This window comes from Mesorhizobium sp. KACC 23794, from assembly GCF_052180275.1.
Lineage (GTDB): Bacteria > Pseudomonadota > Alphaproteobacteria > Rhizobiales > Rhizobiaceae > Kumtagia.
Map to the genome: position 1 here is coordinate 670,336 of NZ_CP197465.1, position 17,488 is coordinate 687,823.

Annotated in this window: 16 protein-coding genes; 2 read left to right on the plus strand and 14 right to left on the minus strand. The window is 64.1% G+C overall.

All coding sequences use genetic code 11. The annotated features are described in order from the left end of the window. Positions 1-45 precede the first annotated feature (45 nt). Both ACSBOB_RS03500 and ACSBOB_RS03505 read right to left on the minus strand, forming a co-directional pair. Positions 46-1,065 (minus strand): 2-dehydropantoate 2-reductase, encoded by a 1,020-nt coding sequence (locus ACSBOB_RS03500; protein WP_442581081.1) that lies wholly within the window; start codon positions 1,063-1,065, stop codon positions 46-48. A gap of 51 nt (positions 1,066-1,116) precedes the next feature. Further along, complete coding sequence (locus tag ACSBOB_RS03505) at positions 1,117-2,601, minus strand: carboxypeptidase M32 (RefSeq protein WP_442581082.1); 1,485 nt, start codon at positions 2,599-2,601, stop codon at positions 1,117-1,119. Positions 2,602-2,736: 135 nt separating this feature from the next. Here ACSBOB_RS03505 and ACSBOB_RS03510 point away from each other — a divergent pair, with 135 nt between their 5' ends. Then, entirely contained in the window at positions 2,737-3,090 is a 354-nt protein-coding gene (locus tag ACSBOB_RS03510; protein ID WP_442581083.1) for a DUF1304 domain-containing protein, read from the plus strand. Positions 3,091-3,155: 65 nt separating this feature from the next. Here the strand turns inward: ACSBOB_RS03510 and ACSBOB_RS03515 are convergent, their stop codons facing one another. The 12 genes from ACSBOB_RS03515 to ACSBOB_RS03570 all read right to left on the minus strand — a co-directional run bounded on the left by ACSBOB_RS03515 (position 3,156) and on the right by ACSBOB_RS03570 (position 16,551). Further along, complete coding sequence (locus tag ACSBOB_RS03515) at positions 3,156-3,767, minus strand: hypothetical protein (RefSeq protein ID WP_442581084.1); 612 nt, start codon at positions 3,765-3,767, stop codon at positions 3,156-3,158. Positions 3,768-4,100: 333 nt separating this feature from the next. After that, complete coding sequence (locus tag ACSBOB_RS03520; RefSeq protein WP_442581085.1) at positions 4,101-4,613, minus strand: hypothetical protein; 513 nt, start codon at positions 4,611-4,613, stop codon at positions 4,101-4,103. Between the two features lie 270 nt (positions 4,614-4,883). Beyond that, positions 4,884-5,915, minus strand: coding sequence for a peptidoglycan -binding protein (locus ACSBOB_RS03525; protein ID WP_442581086.1), 1,032 nt, complete (start codon positions 5,913-5,915; stop codon positions 4,884-4,886). Position 5,916: 1 nt separating this feature from the next. Next, positions 5,917-6,936 carry a MotA/TolQ/ExbB proton channel family protein gene (locus ACSBOB_RS03530; protein ID WP_442581087.1) on the minus strand — a complete coding sequence of 340 codons (1,020 nt, stop codon included), beginning with the start codon at positions 6,934-6,936 and terminating at the stop codon, positions 5,917-5,919. Between the two features lie 393 nt (positions 6,937-7,329). After that, a complete protein-coding gene (locus ACSBOB_RS03535; RefSeq protein WP_442581088.1) occupies positions 7,330-8,325 on the minus strand; it encodes a zinc-dependent alcohol dehydrogenase in 996 nt (331 codons plus the stop codon). A 53-nt stretch (positions 8,326-8,378) separates the two neighbouring features. Next, on the minus strand, positions 8,379-9,854 hold the full coding sequence (locus ACSBOB_RS03540) for a sugar ABC transporter ATP-binding protein (RefSeq protein ID WP_442583626.1): 1,476 nt from the start codon (positions 9,852-9,854) through the stop codon (positions 8,379-8,381). 20 nt (positions 9,855-9,874) lie between these two features. Further along, the gene (locus tag ACSBOB_RS03545; protein WP_442581089.1) at positions 9,875-10,969 is read right to left on the minus strand and encodes a hypothetical protein; all 1,095 of its coding nucleotides are present in this window, start codon (positions 10,967-10,969) and stop codon (positions 9,875-9,877) included. After that, entirely contained in the window at positions 10,966-13,089 is a 2,124-nt protein-coding gene (locus ACSBOB_RS03550) for an ABC transporter permease (protein ID WP_442581090.1), read from the minus strand. The genes ACSBOB_RS03545 and ACSBOB_RS03550 overlap by 4 nt, the downstream gene beginning before the upstream one ends. A gap of 60 nt (positions 13,090-13,149) precedes the next feature. After that, positions 13,150-14,157 (minus strand): sugar ABC transporter substrate-binding protein, encoded by a 1,008-nt coding sequence (locus tag ACSBOB_RS03555; protein WP_442581091.1) that lies wholly within the window; start codon positions 14,155-14,157, stop codon positions 13,150-13,152. Between the two features lie 20 nt (positions 14,158-14,177). Then, a complete protein-coding gene (locus ACSBOB_RS03560) occupies positions 14,178-15,194 on the minus strand; it encodes an ABC transporter permease (RefSeq protein ID WP_442581092.1) in 1,017 nt (338 codons plus the stop codon). Further along, complete coding sequence (locus ACSBOB_RS03565) at positions 15,191-16,039, minus strand: SDR family NAD(P)-dependent oxidoreductase (protein WP_442581093.1); 849 nt, start codon at positions 16,037-16,039, stop codon at positions 15,191-15,193. Before ACSBOB_RS03565 ends, ACSBOB_RS03560 begins: the two co-directional genes overlap by 4 nt. After that, a complete protein-coding gene (locus tag ACSBOB_RS03570) occupies positions 16,036-16,551 on the minus strand; it encodes a thiamine pyrophosphate-dependent enzyme (protein WP_442581094.1) in 516 nt (171 codons plus the stop codon). Before ACSBOB_RS03570 ends, ACSBOB_RS03565 begins: the two co-directional genes overlap by 4 nt. Positions 16,552-16,852: 301 nt before the next feature. Here ACSBOB_RS03570 and ACSBOB_RS03575 point away from each other — a divergent pair, with 301 nt between their 5' ends. Continuing rightward, positions 16,853-17,476: a TetR/AcrR family transcriptional regulator gene (locus ACSBOB_RS03575; RefSeq protein ID WP_442581095.1), complete on the plus strand. Its 624-nt coding sequence runs from the start codon at positions 16,853-16,855 to the stop codon at positions 17,474-17,476. Positions 17,477-17,488: the final 12 nt, after the last annotated feature.

Here is a 17,488-nt window from a genome sequence, read left to right on the forward strand (position 1 = left end):
CAATCTTCAGGTTGAATCTCGAAAGACCAACGCCGACTGTATCGGCTAGCGGCCGGAACGCAATTGCGCGAGCAGGTCGGGACCGCTCCAGCGACGGCGGTTGCCGGTCTCGGCCTCGTGTACCAGTTTGACCAGTTTCCGGTTGACCGGCGCGGGTACGCCGTTCTTCTCGGCAAGGCGGATGACTTCGCCATTCAGCCAGTCGACGTCAGTCCTGCGACCGGCGTCGAGCGCATCGATCATTGACGAGCGTGCGGCTGGATCTACTTCCAGCACGCTGCCGGCGAGCCGCAGGAACAACCAATCCGGAAGGCCGAGCAGCCAGGGCACCAGCGCTGGCGGCAGTGAAGTCAGCTTTGCCGGGCGGATACCGGCGGCTTTCATTGCCGCCAGAGCCTCGCGCTGCGCCATAGCGAGGCACTGCCGGTAGGCGCGCTGCGACAGTTCCTCTCGCAAGGTCAGGCCCGACAGGCCGCTGACGGCGTTGTTGAGGTTGAGCAGGAGCTTTCCCCATTGCACCGGACGAAAGTCCGCATGCTGGGTGAGCGGCAGCCCCGCTTTCTCGAAGATTGGCAGGAAGGGGAGGATCGCCGCGCTTGCCTCGATGTCGAGCGCGCCCTGCGTCGCCTGCTTGAAGGTGGGACCGGCGAGTTGCACGACGTTGAACGGCACCATGCCGGCCAGCACCGTTCGCCCGGGCAGCGCGGCGCGCAAGATCTCCTCGTTGGCGATGCCGTTCTGGAAACTGATGATGATCGCTTGGGATGGCGCATGCTCGGCCAGGACGGCAGCCGTAGAGGTGGTGTCTCCGGCCTTCACGGTGACCAGAACGAGCGCCGCGTCGGCAAGGGTTTTGGGATCGGTCTGATAGTCGACTGAGCCGGGCTCCAGCCAAAAATCCGCGCCAAGATGGTCGGCGAGCCGCAGGCCGCCCTTGGCGATCGCCTCGCCGAAACGCGGGCGGCCGATCAAACGCACCTTGGCGCCGGTCACCGCCAGCCGGCCGCCGATGTAGCAGCCGATGCTGCCGGCGCCGAACACGCAGATCGTTGGCGGTGTCTCCATCCCTCGCGCCTCCTCCGCCGGCTTCCCAAACAGCGCCGTTTGCCGGACCCGTCAGCCGGCGTAGCGGGCCTTGAGATGATCGATGAAATGGGCGGCGTTCAGCTTTTCGCCCGTTGCCCGCTGCAGCAACTCAGGCGTCGACCAGCGCGAGCCCTGTGACCAGATCTTTTGGCGGCGCCAGTCGTTGATGGAGTCGAACCTGCCTTCGGCGATGTCGTCGTCGAAGGCTGGGTGGTCGCGGCGAAGTGCTGCCGCCTGCTGGGCCGCGAACATTGCGCCGAGCGTATAGGACGGGAAATAGCCGAAGGCGCCGCCCGGCCAGTGCACGTCCTGCATCGGCCCGTCCTGAAAATTGTCGATCGTCGAGAGGCCGAGATAATCGCGCATCTTGGCGTCCCAGGCCTCCGGTATGTCGGCCGCCTCGAGGCGTCCGTTGATCAAATCCTGCTCCAGCTCGAAACGCAGGATCACATGCAGGGGATAGGTGACCTCGTCGGCTTCGACGCGGATCAGGCCGCGCTCGACGTGCAGGACATGGGCGAGAATGTCGGGCACGCTCCAGCCTTCGCCGAGATGCCGCTCGACGATGGGCAGCGCCCAGCGCCAGAAGGCGGGGTTGCGGGCCAGTTGCATCTCGACGAACAGGCTCTGGCTCTCGTGCATGGCCATGCCGCGCGCCTTGCCGAGCGGCCAGTGCGACCACTGCTTCGGCAGGTTCTGTTCGTAGAGCGCATGGCCGGTCTCGTGCAGGACGCCCATCAGGGCGGAGAGGAAGTCCGACGTCTTGTAGCGCGTGGTGATGCGGACATCGCTCGGCACGCCGCCGCAGAACGGATGGTGCGAGACCGACAGGCTGCCATGGGTCAGGTCGAAACCAACCGCCGTCATCATGGCGAGGCCAAGCTCGCGCTGCTTCTCCTGTGCATAGGGTCCGTACAGCGGCCGCATCGGCGTTTTGCCAAGCCGTTCCTCCTGCGCGGCGAGCGCCTCGGGTACGAAATCCCGAAGGAAGGTCTTAAGCTCCGCGAAGATCGGGGCGATCTCCGCCGCCCGGTTGCCCGGGTCGTACTGCTCCATCAGCGCGTCGTAGGGATCGAGCCCAAGCGCGCCGGCTCGCAGCGCCGCCTCCTCGCGGGCCAGGTCGACGATGCCGGTGAGCGCCGGCAGGAACCCGCTCCAGTCGTTTTTGGCGCGCAGGTCGCGCCACAATTGTTCGGCGCGAAGCCGCGCCTTCGTCTGCCGTTCGACGAACTCGGCAGGCAGGCAGGTCATGTTGGTGTATTGCCGCCGGAATTCGCTGAGCGCGGCAAGCTGCTCTTCGTTCAAGGACTCTTCTTCGGCGGCTTCCAGCCAGTCGGCGATTTCCGGGGCGGTCGCCTGCCGGTGGTACATGCCGGCCAGCGTGGAAAGCGCCTCGGCGCGCTTCTCGCCGCCGCCAACGGCCATATGCGTCGCCTCGTCGGCGCCGAGGATCGCCAGCGCATGTTCCAGCGCCTCCAGCTTGCGGCCTGTTTCGTCGAGTTTGGCGAAGGACATTTTTGCTCCTGCTTTGGTCCGGCGAAGGGACACGAACTCGGCAGCGACCGCAACCCCTCGCTTTGCCTCCGGCCGGACTTGCGGAAGCCATTGCTTGCGTCAAGATGGAGGCCTGCACAGGAGCGGGAGGCAACGATGCTCGCCGGCATTTTGATCGCGGTGGTGGCGCTGCTCCACCTTTATTTCATGTATCTGGAAATGATCGCCTGGGACCGGCCCTTGGGGCGAAGAGTCTTCGGCACGTCGCCGGAATTCGCTGCGGCGTCCAAGGCGCTGGCCGCCAATCAGGGTCTCTACAACGGCTTTCTCGTTGCCGGGCTGGTCTGGGGGCTGGTGCTCGGTGAGGGCGGCTTCGCGATAAAGGTCTTCTTCCTCGCCTGCGTGATCGTCGCCGGGGTGTTCGGCGCGGCGACCGTGTCGCGGCGCATCCTCTATGTCCAGGCCTTGCCGGCCGTGCTGGCGCTGATCTGCCTCTATGCTGGCCTGTGAATCAGACCGGCCGCCGGTGGATGCCAGCGGCCGATGAATCCGGGGTGAAAGTAGATGCGAGGCGGTCAGGTCGTCACGGCGTGATGGATTTCCCGGTTCAGCCTGTCGATGCGGTTCTGGAAGGCGACAAAACTTGCCTTCGGCAGGGCGCCGCGATGGTTGCTGGCGGTCCGCTGGGCATCCAGGCGGATGTCGTGCGAACGGGCGCGCAACATCCGGTATTCGGCGGCGGTCAGGTAGCCGCGTCCGTGGTCGACGGTCATCCGGTGATTGGCCGCGCCAAGCTGCCGATCGATGTGGGCGAGCCGCGGGCGAAGCGTCTCATGCTGCATGGCGAAGTGCGCCGGCTTCGGCGCGGCCTGCGCCGGTGCGGTGATCGCTCCGGTGGTCATCGCATCAGGCATAACGGACTGCATCTGTGGCGCGGAACCAGGCAATGGCGTACCTGTGGCCGTGGGCGCCGATGCAGCGAACGCGCCTGCGAGGGAGGTCGAAACGAGAACTGTGGCGAGAGCCGCCGTGAGGGTAAAGGAACGCATGATGCGTCTCCTGTCAGAACGCGGGGCAAGTTCGTCCCGCGCGATACGGCTGTCCGGTTCCGTCGCGTCGCGACGCCTCTCCGGGTCGGGCGGCCAACGGGAGGCGTTGGCCGCGTCGATCGGGATGTCCGGCGTCACCGGCAGTTCCCAGCCACGACCGGACGCTACGCCCCGGCCGGCACGATCGGCAAATTACAAAATGATAATCTTTCAAATGAGTTGACGGGGGTAGAACGGGCCATAAGTGTCTCAACATCCGCAATTCCTGACCATTCCATGAGGTCAAACCCGGCGCGGAAGTTTGAGCGGTGCGCCAAGGGCGGCCGGGCATTTGCCGTCAAGGTCATGACTCATATCGGCGGAGCCGGCCTCTTTGGTTTCATCCTACCGAAACAAATGCAGATCCACGGCAGGGTCGGCCGCCGGCGCATGCCGGCAGCCGATGGTTCCTGGTTTGAGGACTGGTTGTTATCAGGTGATCGCATCGTGGTGGATCGTTCGGTCGAGCATGGCGACGCGGTGTTGCAGGACATCGTAGCTCGCTGTCGGCAGCGCGCCGTCATGCCGCTCCGCAATCTGCCGGGCTTCCATACGGATGTTGTGGGAGCGGGCGCGCAGCGCCTGATATTCCGCCACCGTCAGATAGCCACGCTCGCGATCGACGCCGATCCGATGATTGGCGGAGACGAGTTCACGATCGATATGCGCGATCCTCGGGCGGAACTCCTCGTGCCGGACAGCCACCCGCGCCGCCTTCGGAGCAATCTGCACCGCCTGGGCCGGCGTGGCGGTCGAGCCGGTGGTCATGCTGTCGATGTCGGCCGGCTGGTTGTCGTGACCGGCCCAGGCTTCTGCCTGAAGCGTGTTCATCCTGGGCGCGCGAGGGTCCCATCCGTTGCCGACGGCAGACATGGCGTGGGCACCGGCAAGGGAAGTCGAGACGAGAATGGCTGCGAGGGTGGATTTTATGACGAAGGAACGCATGATGCTCCTCCTCTGACAACGCGAAGAAACGTCGTTTTCTCCGCGGTAGCGGCTGTCCGGTCCTGTCGCGTCGCGACGCTTGTCCGGGTCGGTATGGCCGAAGGGAGGCCTCGGCCATGTCGATCGGGAGGTCCGGCCATCGCCGGCAGTTCCCAGCCGCAGCGACAACTTACGCCCGCTTGAAGGTGCTTCGCAAATTACAAAATGATAATCTTGCAACAGCCTTGACGGGAATGGGTCGCGCCGCCAGCAGCGGTGACGTGACGTTTCTCAACGTTCGGTCAGCTTGAGTTCGATGCGGCGGTTGCGGTTGCGGGCCTCGTCCGTATCGGCGGGGTCGAGCGGCTGGTATTCGCCAAAGCCGGCGGCGACGAGGCGGTTGGCGGGCACGCCGTTGGCGATCAGGAATTTCACCACCGAAGTCGAGCGCGCCGAAGAAAGCTCCCAGTTGTCGCGATAGCGCCCGGTGCCGGAAAGCGGCCGGTTGTCCGTATGTCCGTCGACGCGCAGCACCCAGTTGATTTCCGGCGGGATTTCCTTCTGCAATTCGATCAGCGCCTGGGCGAGCTTGGCCATCTCGACACGGCCGGCCTCGTTGATCTCATCCGAACCGACCGGAAACAGCACCTCGGACTGGAAGACGAAGCGGTCGCCGACGATGCGGATGTTTTCGCGGTCGGAGAGTATTTCGCGCAGCCGGCCGAAGAAGTCGGAACGGTAGCGGTTGAGCTCCTGCACACGCTGGGCCAGCGCCACGTTCAACCGCTTGCCGAGGTCGGCGATCTTGGTGTTCGATTCGCGATCGCGCGCCTCGGAAACGTTGAGTGCGTCCTCCAATGCGCCAATCTGCTTGCGCAGCGCCGAAATCTGCTGGTTGAGCAGCTCGACCTGGCTTAGCGCCTGCTGGCTGATCTGGCGCTGCGAATCCAGTTCGCCGGACAGCGTGCCGATGCGCTCGTCCGCCGCCGCGCCCGCGCCCGCGCCGCGGTCGAGAAGCTGCTGGAGGCGGGTGCGCTCGGTTTCGGCGGATTGCAGCGAGGCCTGGAGATTGATCAACTGGTCCTGGGCGTCCTGCGTGCTGGATTTCTCGAGCGCCAGAAGCTGGGTCAGCTCGTTGATCTGCGAGTTGAGACGGGTCAGCACCTCATCCTTGCCGGAGATTTCGCGCGACAGCAGGAACTGCGCCAGCACGAAGACCGAGAGCAGGAACATGATGGCGAGCAGCAGCGTCGACAGGGCGTCGACAAAACCGGGCCAGTAGTCGATGCGGCGATCGTTGCGGCGTGCGCGGGCCAGCGCCATGTCAGTTCGTCTCCCGCTTCTTCAGCGCCTCGGCGATCTTGTCGAGCGTGGTGCGCAGCGCTTTCTGCTCCTGCGATTGCGCTTCCACCCAGTCGCGCATGATCTGCTGTTCGTTGCGCATGTTCTTGACGAGCCCGGAAATGCCGTCGGCGAGGTTGGCCATGGCGGTGGCGACGCGCGGATTGGAGCCGCCATTCTCCTGCAGTGCGCGCATCCGCTCGCCCAGTACTTTCAATTCGTCGGCTGTGCCGGTGCGCGCGAGGTCGGACGGGACGGCGACGTCGGAGGAGAGGTCGGTGACCGAGGACAGCCAATTCTCCAGTTCCGTGTAGAAGCGGGTCTGGGCGCGCCCGGCCTGCAGGTCGAGGAAACCCAGCACCAGCGAGCCGGACAGGCCGAACAGCGAGGACGAGAAGGCGGTGCCCATGCCGGCCAGCGGCGCCGACAGGCCGGCCTTCAGCGCGTCCAGAACCGCGGACGTGTCCCCGGAACCCGGATCGAGGGACTGGATGGTCTCGCTGATCGACCCGATCGTCGCGAGCAGGCCCCAGAAGGTTCCCAGCAGGCCGAGGAACACCAGCAGGCCGACCAGGTAGCGTGACACGTCGCGGCTTTCGTCGAGGCGGTTGGCGATCGAATCCAGCATGGTGCGCATGGAGTTGGTCGACAGCGCCATGGCCGAGGAGCGGCCGAGCATCGCCTTCATCGGCGCCAGCAGCACCGGCTCGTTGGCCTCGGAGCCGGCACGGAACGAATTCACCCAGCGCACTTCGCGGAACAGCCGGGTCACCTGGCCGAAGGCGAGCAGGACGCCGACCAGCAGGACGCCGGCGATGAGCCCGTTGAGGCCCGGATTGGTGACGAAGGCGGAGGTGATCTGGCGGGTGAGGATGGCCGCGATGAAGGCGACGATGGCCAGGAAGATCAGCATCGAGAGCAGGAAGACCTGCGGGCTCGAAAGCTTGTACGGATCGTAGACGCCGGCGGTCTCGCCACCGCCGATATTTTTCAAGAACGACATTCGCGCCCCGAATCCATGCCCGCATTTTCCATGCCGGGGACTCTAAGCGAAAATGTGACGAAAATGAAAGGCGCGTGGCCGCCAAGCACCCGACGATGCGCCGGTTTGCGGTTTGTGGTCAAGTCCTGCCAATGGCCGGATGCTGGAACCATGCCGGACGGTGGGGTTCTGTTGGAGACTTTTAGGTAATCGGTTGCCGATGTGAGGAGCCCTGTGACTTTGGGGGATCGCCTGATGTTCTCGGCAACGCGACCTCCCAGTCTCGATCATTGCGAAGCCCGTTCATCATGTGCCCCATCATGCGAAAGTCTGCAAAAGCACATCTTCATCTTCCATCTTCACTTGGGGCTTTGACGACGAAAACATCACTCCAAAGCCATGATCACCCTCGTGCTAGGGCACGAGCAACGTTCGCAGGCTGGATTTCTGACTGCTCGCGAGCGCGGCAAGGGTTTCCGCGCCCTCGGCGAGAGGCTCGGCCTCGGCCCACGCGAGGCTACCGAGACGCCCTTGCCCCATCGCATCGACGATCTCGCGGAATTCCGTCGGCCTGTAGCCGTAGGCGCCCAGCAGTGCCACCTCGCGCAGGGTCGCGTCGCGGAAATCGTATCCCGGCCCCTCGTCCGCCAGCCCGAGATGGACCACGACGCCACCGATCGCGACGCTCTCCAGCGCCGCCTTGCGCGAGGCGCCCGAGCCAACGGCATCGATGACGAGATCGAAGCCCGCGCCCCTGCGGCCGGACAGGCTCGCCGGATCAGCGGTCTCGATCTGCTCGATGTCCGCGATCAGCAGCCGGCGCTCCTTGAATGGTTCGACCAGAAGCAGGCTCCAGGCAGCCTGCATGCGGATCGACAGGCAAGCGCCAAGTCCGATCGCGCCGCCGCCAAGGACAAGGCAGCGCGCGGCCGCGATCGGCTTGTCGAGAAGGTGCGCCCCGAGCACGACCCCGTGGTGGCCGACCGCGATCGGCTCGCTGAGAGCCGCATGGCGGCTGCTGACGCCTGGCGCAACGTCGACCGCGTTCCGGTCCGGCACGACCACATATTCGGCGAAGGCGCCTTGCGTCAGCCCGAGGGACATGACCTTGCGCGACCGGCACAGCTGGTTGCGGCCGTTCAGGCATGACTCGCAGGTCCCGCACCACTGGATCGGATTGATCGCCACACGCCGGCCGTCGCGCGCGCCGCCGACGATGACTCCGGCAGGCTCGTGCCCCCATATGGCGGGGAACTGCTTGCGCGGGTCGGCATGGCGGTAGGAGTGAATGTCGGTGCCGCAGATCCCGACCGCCTCGATCCTGACGAGGACCTCGCCGTCTCCGGACACGGGGGCCGGGACCTCCGCATACTCGAACAACTGGTGAGCCGTGGTGACAAGCGCCTTCATTCTCTTCCCTCCCGCCTCGGTGCCGAAGACAACGGCGGACCGGCCAAGCCTCTTCAGTGAACCGACGCGTACATGATCTGCTCCTCGGTGGTCTCGCCGGGCGTGAATTCCTCGACGATGCGGCCCAGTCGCGAGACCAGGATGCGATCCGAGATGTTCATGATCTCCGGCAGATAGGAGGAGATGACCAGCACGGCGAGGCCGCTGTCGGCGAGGCCGCCGATTATCTCGTGAATCTCGGCGATGGCGCCGACATCGACGCCGCGCGTCGGCTCGTCGAAGATCACGAGCTTCGGCTCCTGCACGAGGCCCGAGGCGATGACGACCTTCTGCTGGTTGCCGCCGGACAACTCGATCACGCGCGTGTCGCCATTGATGGCGCGGATGTTCAGCTTCCTCGTCCAGTCGGCGGCGATCTCGCGTGCATCCTTCCCGCGGATGATCGAAGAGGTCTTGAGACCCGAGGCCAGCAGGCTCGAATAGATGTTCTCCGAAATCGACATCGTTTCGAAGAAACCCTCTAGCTTCCGGTCTTCGGTGACGTAGACGATGCCGTCGCGTACGGCCGGGCGGGGCACACGGTAGCTGACATAGGCGTCGCGGTATTTGACCTCGCCGCCGTGGAAGTAGTTGCGCTTCTGGACGCCGGCAATGACCTTCGCCGTCTCGGTGCGGCCCGATCCGATAAGCCCGAATACGCCGGTCACCTGGCCGGCGTAGATCGAGAAGCTGTTGTTCCTGACCATCGCGCCCATCGACAGGTTCTGGACACTGAGGATGCGTTCGCCCGCCGGCCGTAGCGTCCTCTGCTCTTTGGAGTAGAGTTCGTTCGACAGGGCGCGGCCGACCATCGCACGGATGATCGAATCGCGGTCGTAGGACGAGGTGGGTCCGGAGGAGACGAGTTCGCCGTCCCGGAGGATCGTTATCCGGTCGGACACCGAAAGCGCCTCCTCCAGCGCATGCGAGATGAAGACGATGGAGACGCCCGACTTCTTCAGGCGCTGGAGCAGCGAGAAGAAGTGGCCCTTCTCTTCCGGCGTCAGCGACGCCGTCGGCTCGTCGAAAATGATGACCTTGGCATTGTGACGGACGGCGCGCGCGATCTCCACCATCTGCTTCTTGGCGGCACCGAGCGTGGAGACCATCGCCCAGGGATCGACGCTGAAGTTGAGCGACTGCAGGAACTGCTGCGCGGCGATATACAGGCCGCGCAGCCGGTTGAAGAGCTTCTCGTCGCCCAGATAGATGTTCTGGGCGACAGACATCGAGGGAACGAGGCTCGTCTCCTGGAAGACCATCACGACGCCGCCGTCCAGCGCCTCGGCCGGGCTGTTGAACGTCACCTCGCGCCCATCAAGCCGCATCGTGCCCGCGCTGCGGGCGACGACGCCCGCCATAATCTTCATCAGCGTCGACTTGCCGGCGCCGTTCTCGCCGAGAACGGCGTGGATCTCGCCGGGGTTGAGGGTTATGCCGACATCGCGGAGCGCTGGCACGCCCCGATACTCCTTGGATATGGAGGTCATCTCCACGACAGGTGCGACGTTCACTGCTTCCTCCCTGTGCCGGGCATTACGACCAGCGCCCCGTCTCCCCGGCTCGATGCGACAAGCCGGCCGTTCCAGTCGGCGATGCTCGTCATGCCGTGGCGATTGCCGTCCGAGCGGCTGTGAAGGCTCGCCGCGATGCGGTTACGGCCTTCGATCCGGACGATGAGCCCGGAGGAGCGCGTCGGCCCCCAAGGCTTCTGGATGCCCAGATGGCGTATGCCTCCGCCCTGGACCGGTTCCTTGAAGTTCCTGCCGGCCCTGAGCGTCGGCGCCATCCAGAACCGTTCGTCGATCGTGTCGACCATCCGCTCGCGATACGCACGCTCGCGCAGCACGAACTCGATCATCTGGCTCCGCGGGGCGAATAGGCAAAGCCAGTGTGCGCTGTCGTCCGTCGACAGGATACGGCCGGGATAGCCGGGCAGATCCGCCAGCACCGGTGCGGGATGCCCACTGTCGTCGAGACCGACCAGCCGATGCTTCCATGCCTCGGAGACGAGTGGCCGTCCGTCTGCGAGGAAGCCGATCCCCGAGGGATACGCCAGTCCGTCGGCAATCCTTGCCGGGACGCGATCGCCCTTGCGCAGGACCCACACCGAGCCGCTCGCGCCGAGCCTCATCAGGTCGTGCTTCCACTGCGAGGCTCGATGCACCCGGGATCCTACGCAGAGGTAGAGATCGCCTGTCGGGCCGAACGCCATCGCCGTCACGTGAGCGGGCGCTCCCTGGAAGTCGAGCCTTGTCCATTCTCCCGAATGGACGGCTCCTCTCGTCAGGGTGCTTCCGTCATCAAGCGCCACGACGACCTCGCCGTCCCGGGAGACCGCCAGCGCCGCGATATCGGTAGCCAGTTCCTCCACCACGGCCTGTCCAGCTTTCGCCGCGCCGAGCGACATCAACTGCCGCCCCTGCGTGAAGTAGAGCTTGCCGGCATGGCTGGCGAGATTGTCCACGTCTGGAGCAAGTAGCAGCGTCTCGGCGGTATCCAGCGCATTGTTGGGCCGCAGAGCGCCGTCCATGATCGGCACCGTGACCGAAAACTCGCCACTTCCCCACAGCCCGTGCCAGGCTTGCCTGAGAGCCGAGATCATGACCGGTCTCCGAAATAGAGCGTGCGATCGTTGAAGGCCTGGTCGGCATCGGGCAACGGCAGCCGTCCGATACGGTTGTGGAATGCGCCGGCCAGATAGAGATAGCCCTTGTGCTCGCGGATCGACGTCACCATCGGATGCCGCTCGCCGTTGCTGTCCCACAGCGACTGCAGGATCTTGCCGTCGATGTCGAACTTCACCACGCCACCGGTGTTCAGGTTCGGGTAGATCCACTCCTCGAAGGCGACACGGTGCGCCATGCGGCGGCGAAAGCCGGGCATCCGCATCGCAAGGTCGAGCGCGGGCGTGCGCATGCCGAACATGGCTACCCAGAAATGGCCGTCGGACGAGCGCCGGATGTTGTCCGGATAGCCGGGCATGTCATCCATGATGGTCACGACGGTGCCCTTCTTCGGCCCGGCGAACCAGAAGCGCGACACCCGGCACGCCCACGTCTCGGCGAAGAACAGCGATTCACCGTCGCCGGTCATGCAGATGCCGTTGGGCAGCATGCGCTTCGGCAGGACCGTTCGTGTCTTTCCGGTCTTCGGGTCGTAGCAGAGGATGCGGCCGTTGCCGCGTCCTTCGAGGGAGTCCGTCGCCCAGTCGGCTTGGTCGTAACGGATCGTCGCCTCGCTGAAATAGATCTTGCCGTCGGGCGCGAAGTCCATGTCGTCGGCGAACCGCATGCGACTGTCGTCGATGATCGAGAACAGGCTTCGGTTGGTTTCGTCGGCAAGCTTCACCACCGTGCGGTCGGGCAGCACCTTGTAGAGGCCCATGCCGCTGACGCAGGCATGCAGGTGGCCGTTGCCGTCGAAATGAAGGCCGAGCGGATGCCCGCCGATATGCACGAAAAGCTCCGGTGCACTGTAGTCGGGCGCCATGAAGCGGAGGATGTCGCCATGGCGGCTGCCGCAATAGATGTTGTCATCGGCGTCGAAGGCCAGATCCTCCGCGCCGTCGACCTGGTCCAGGCCGATGGGTTCGGCGACAGCGAGAAGATCGTTGATCTCGTAGGGCGAGCCGGAGCCGCGGTCCGTCGACGCCGCTTCGGGAGGGGCGTAGTAGGTCGGCGATACATAGACCTTGGACAGGAGCTTGTGGCGGTTCTTTAGCCAGCGAATGTCGGTCGCAACCGCGACCAGCAGGGCTATCGCCAACAGGAGCGAGCTGAAGCCGCCCGGCATCTGCAACCTGAGCAGGCTGTTCGTCAGAATGACGACGATGAGCGTGCCGAGCAGGGCCTTGGCGACCGAACCTCGCCCACCGCCCAGCGAATTGCCGCCCAGCAAAGCGGCGGTGAGGACTGTAAGCTCCAGGCCGGTGCCGACCTCCGCGCCGGCACTGTTCAGCCGCGCGGCGTAGAGCATGCCGGCGAAGGCCGCGAACATGCCCGAGATGACATAGGTCAGGCAGACGGTCCTGCGCACGTCGATGCCGACATTGTGCGCCGAACGGCGCGAGCCGCCGACGGCGGTGATGTGCCAGCCGGTGCGCATGCGCGTGAGGAATATATGCAGCGCCAGCGACACGACGAGCGCGATGCACAGGTTGGCGGGAATGCCCGCGATGCTGCCCACCGCGAACAGATCCCATACGGGGGATTCCGGCAAGCCCATCACGGCGTCGGTCCCGTAGTTGAATATCAGGATCTGCACGCCGGAGGCCAGGATGATGAGTGTCGCGAGCGTCGTCAGGAAAGCGCGCAGCTTGAGGTAGCCGATCAGGATCCCATTGACGAGGCCGCAGACGGCCCCCACCGCCAGCACTGCCGCGACGACGACATAGACCGGCAGCCCCAGATAGTTGATCAGATAGAGCGCGACGAAATTGGCGAGCGCGAAGACCGCGCCGACGCTCAGGTCGACGCCGCCGCCAAGAATCACCACCGTCATACCGAGCACGACAAACAGCAGTTCGGCCATCTGGCGCAGCATGGTGGCGAAGGACGCCAGGCTCCAGAAGCCGTCGATCGTGTTGCCGAACACGATCAGGACAAGCGCAAGAATGAAGACCGGAATCGCGTTGTCGATCCAGTTCTTCGACAGCAGTTCGCCAAGGATGTGATCCGGGAGAAGCCTGTACCGATACTTCGCGTAGATTTCGCCAGCGGTCATTTCGCAATCCCATCAGGGCTCCCGGGACTCGTCAGGGTCCCGGGAGCGAAGCACAAGAAATCAGAGACCGGCCTTGATCTCGTCCATCGACCAGCAGGAACTGCCGGTCATGTTGTCCTTCGTGATGGCGCGCGATTCCGAATAGAGCGAGAACGGGCGCACGGTCTCGTCGGCCGGCGTCTGCAGGATCACCGAGACCCCGGCGTTCATGACCTTCGACAACTCGCGGACGTTGTATGCGCGGTAGTAGTCATAGCTACCGTTCGCCACCATGTCGCAGGCCGAGCGCTCGGCGCCGCCTTGCGAGGCCACGAAGACCTTGCCGGTCAGGCCGGCCTCGCGGACGGCGGCGGCGAGGCCGGAATCCTGGCCGTCCCAGAAGCCGAAATAGCCGCACAGGTCGGGGTTCTGACGCAGGACGGTCGCCACGACCGAATGGGCCTTGCTTGGGTCCCAGTCCGCGGCCTGGTCCGACACCACGACCATGTCGGGATTGGCCTCCATGACGTCCTTGAAGGCTTTCATGCCGATGAAGTTCGTCGGGTTGTTGGGCGTGCCCTGAAGGATCGCGATCTTGCCGTTGCCGCCGTTCTTCGGGCTGCACTTGGCGACGATCGCCTCGGCCGTGCGGTAGGCGTTCCAGTACCAGTCCACGCCGATATGGCCGGTGGACTTGGCGATCGACTTGACGTTGATCTGCACGACGCGGATACCCGCATCCTCAGCCTGCTTGATGGCGCGGGCGTAGCCCTGCATGTCGATGTTCTGGACCACCAGTACATCGGGCTTCTCGTTGATCAGCTGGCTGATCGCCTGGACGCCCTGATCGATGCTCCAGTTGGGATCGCGGACGCTGAAGCTAAAGCCCCGCTCGTCGGCGAGACGCTGGAGGCCCGTGGCAATTCCCGCTCCGATCGGCTCGCCCATCGAATAGGGGATCATCACCACCTTCTTGCCGGCGAACGACTCGTAGAACGCCTTGGACGTGCCGTCGTCGTAGGGCTCGGCGAACGCCGCGCTGGAAAGTCCGATCGCCGCGGCGATCGCACAGGCTGCAAGTCCTCTCATGTTTTCCTCCTGTTGTCGGGCTAGATATCGCCCTGCTGAGATGTCTGTTCGTCTCGTGGATTGAGATAAGTATCTACAACAATGGCAGTCAGTAGCATTACACCCTTGATCAAATTCTGAATGGAATAGGAAACATTCATAATCGTCATTCCATTCAGAAGTATTCCAATCAATATTGTTCCAACAATTACATTTGTTACTCCTCCGCGGCCGCCGCTTAGAACGACGCCGCCGAGCACCACGACGAGAATTACGTCATAGACCATCGTTGAATTGACGATGCGGGTGTTCATGGTTGCAACCAGCGTCGCGAGCAGAAGGCCGGCGAAGAACGCGATCGAGGCCGAGAGCACGTACTGGAAGACGATCATCGGGCGGGTCGGCACGCCGGCGATGCGCGCCCTGAGCGGATTGTCGCCGCCCATCCGCACGAAGGTTCCGAGCTTGGTGTATTTCAGGAAAAGATGGACGATAAGCGCCACGCCGGCAAAGGCCAGAACGGGGACGGGAATACCCAGAACATAGCCGCCGCCAAAGCCCCGCATCCACGAGGCGCTCTCCGGCAGGAACGCCAGGTCGAGATCGACGAGCGCGACGCGCGAGAAGCCGTAGACGGCGGTGATCATCGCCAGCGTGGCGAAGATGGCCGGTATCTCGGCATAGGCCACCAGCAGGCCGATGATGATCCCCACGGCCACGACGAAGAGATAGCCGAGCAGCAGGGCGGTCAAGACCGGCGTCCCGTTACCGATCATGTAGAGTACCCAGGCCGTCGACATCGCCATGACGGAGATCACCGTCAGGTCGATGTTGCGTCCGATGATCGTGATGGCCATCCCGATTCCGAGGATGCCCAGGATCGATACGCTCTGGATCAGCGATATGATGTTCTGCGGATCGAGGAACCCAGGCAGGGTGATACCGAAGACGACGAACAGGAAGATCGCGATCCCCAGGACGATGCGTTCCTGCGACAGGTTCGTTGCAAAGGAGCGTGAAGTGCTCGAAGAGGCCGACGGCTTGGTGTCGATGGTCATCTGGATCTGGATCCGCCTGGTTGGACGTTTGTGACGGGATCGCGGTCGCCCCGCGCCGATCCGGCAGGGCGCGCATCGGGAATGCCGCCGTAGGTGTGCCAGGTGCCGGCGCCGATCCAGCCGCCGTCGACCACGAGGTTGGTTCCGGTGATGGCGCTGGCGGCGTCCGACAGGAGGAACAGGGCGGCGTTGGCGATCTCTACGGGCTCGATCAGCCGACCGAGCGGCGTCGCCTCGACGAAGGCGGAGACGTTTCGTTCATTGCGGCTGACGGCGTCCGCGAGCGCCGGCGTGTTGGTGATGCCGGGAGAGATCGCGTTGACCCGCACGCCGCTGCGCCCCCATCGCGTCGCCAGCGATTCGGTCAGCGACACGACAGCCGCCTTCGCCGGACCGTATGCGTGCAGCGGCGTCGACAGGATCGCGGCGACCGACGCGATGGTGACGATTCGCCCATTGCGGCGCTCGATCATCGGACGTGCAAAGGCGCGGCAGCTCAGATAGGTACCACGCAGATGGGTGCTGATGACGCGATCCCAAAGCTCGACGGGCAGAGCGTAGGGATCCTGGGGCGGCTGCAGAATGCCGGCGCTCGTGACCAGCATCGAGACAGGCCCGATTTCCGCTTCGGCCTGCCGCGCACAGCGATCGATCGAGGCTTCGTCCGTCACGTCGATCTCGATGAAAACACCGCCGATCTTCTCGGCCGCGCGCTGGCCGGCCTCAGTGTCGAAGTCGGCGACGACGACCTTTGCGCCGGCTTGCGCCAGGCGATCGGAACAGCCGAAGCCGATACCACTCGCGCCGCCCGTGACGACGGCGACCTCTCCGTTGAACGTCGTCATGACGTCTTCCTCGTCGGATCGGCCATGTGCATCGAGCCACCGGAGCCGCAATATCCGTCCGACCGTCCGCACAGTTCCGCGAACATCCGCTTCAGCGACCTGCCCATCGCGATGAGGTGACCGTGACCGCGATGATGGCTGAACACCGCGTCGCCACGGTCGAACGCGGCGCCGGCAGCAATGGCTTCCTGCCCGACCGCCGAATGGGTGCTTCCACACAGGGTGCGATCCTCGAACATCTGCTGGACGTGGAGTTTGAAGCCACGAATGCGCAACATCTTCTCGTACATTGCACGCGCGGCATCGGCGATCGAGACATCGGCCTTCCCGCGCTTCTGCAGATCAAGTTTCTTACCGAGCAATCTCATCGAGAAACGCGCTGGTTGCATTATAATACCAATCAGTATCATGCTGCGCGGGTTATGCAAGCGCCCGCCGATCACATTGCGTCGCCGCGGATCTCCTGCTCCCTCGTCGCCCAGGCGATCTCGCTGGCGCGGGACGTCCTGCATCGTCGGCGACCGGTCGTGAAAAACGCCGCATAGGCGGTACGGCCGGCGGTTCGTTTATCGGCTAGACCTGTGTCTTCTTGTGCGACCGTGAAGGATGGTCCAGAAAGCACCTGGAAGAGGCGCTCCACCCGCCGAGGACTGCCATCCAGAGGCAAGGAAGGGGTGTGAAACCCATCAGAATAATTTCATACTGCTGAAGCAGAATCTGTTACCTAGCTTGGTGAAGCCCTGTCGATGCAACGACAGATGCAGCCCGCCGGGTGGAAAGATACCGACAGCATTCCTGGAAAGGTGACAGAACATGGCCCGCGCTCGCAAGGCCGCCGCCGGTGAAACGCTCTGGGACGAGCTTGCCGGGATCAAGAAAGAACGCATCCTGAAGGAAGCCGCGGATCTCTTCTTCGAGCGCGGCTACATGCAGACAACGGTCGACGCCATCGCCGAGCGGGTGGGCGCGACCAAACCCTTTATCTACTCCCACTTCAAGAGCAAGATCGATCTCCTCATCGAGATTTGCGAGCGAGCCAACCAGGACGCCCTGGCGGTGGCAAAAATGGCGGCATCCCAGAAGGTCATCGCGAGCGAACAACTCTGCCTGTTCGTCAGGGAGTTCACCGACGTGGTGCTGGCCCAGCACCACCACGTGGCGATCTATTTCCGCGAGCAGATCCACCTGCCGCAGGCCGATGCGGAGCGGATCGCCATCCTGCGCAAGCAGATCGACAAAAAGCTCCAGGAGATCCTGACCCGGGGCAAAAAGGACGGCCTGTTCGAGTTCGATGACCTGTCCATGTGCAGCCTGGTGATCGCAGGCATGCTCAGCTACGCGTTTGCCTGGTATCGGGAAGGCGGCCGCCTGACCAATGACCAGATTCGCGAGCAGATGCTCGTCTATGTGCTCCGGGTCGTAAAGGGCGGCGGCTGATCGACACCTGCC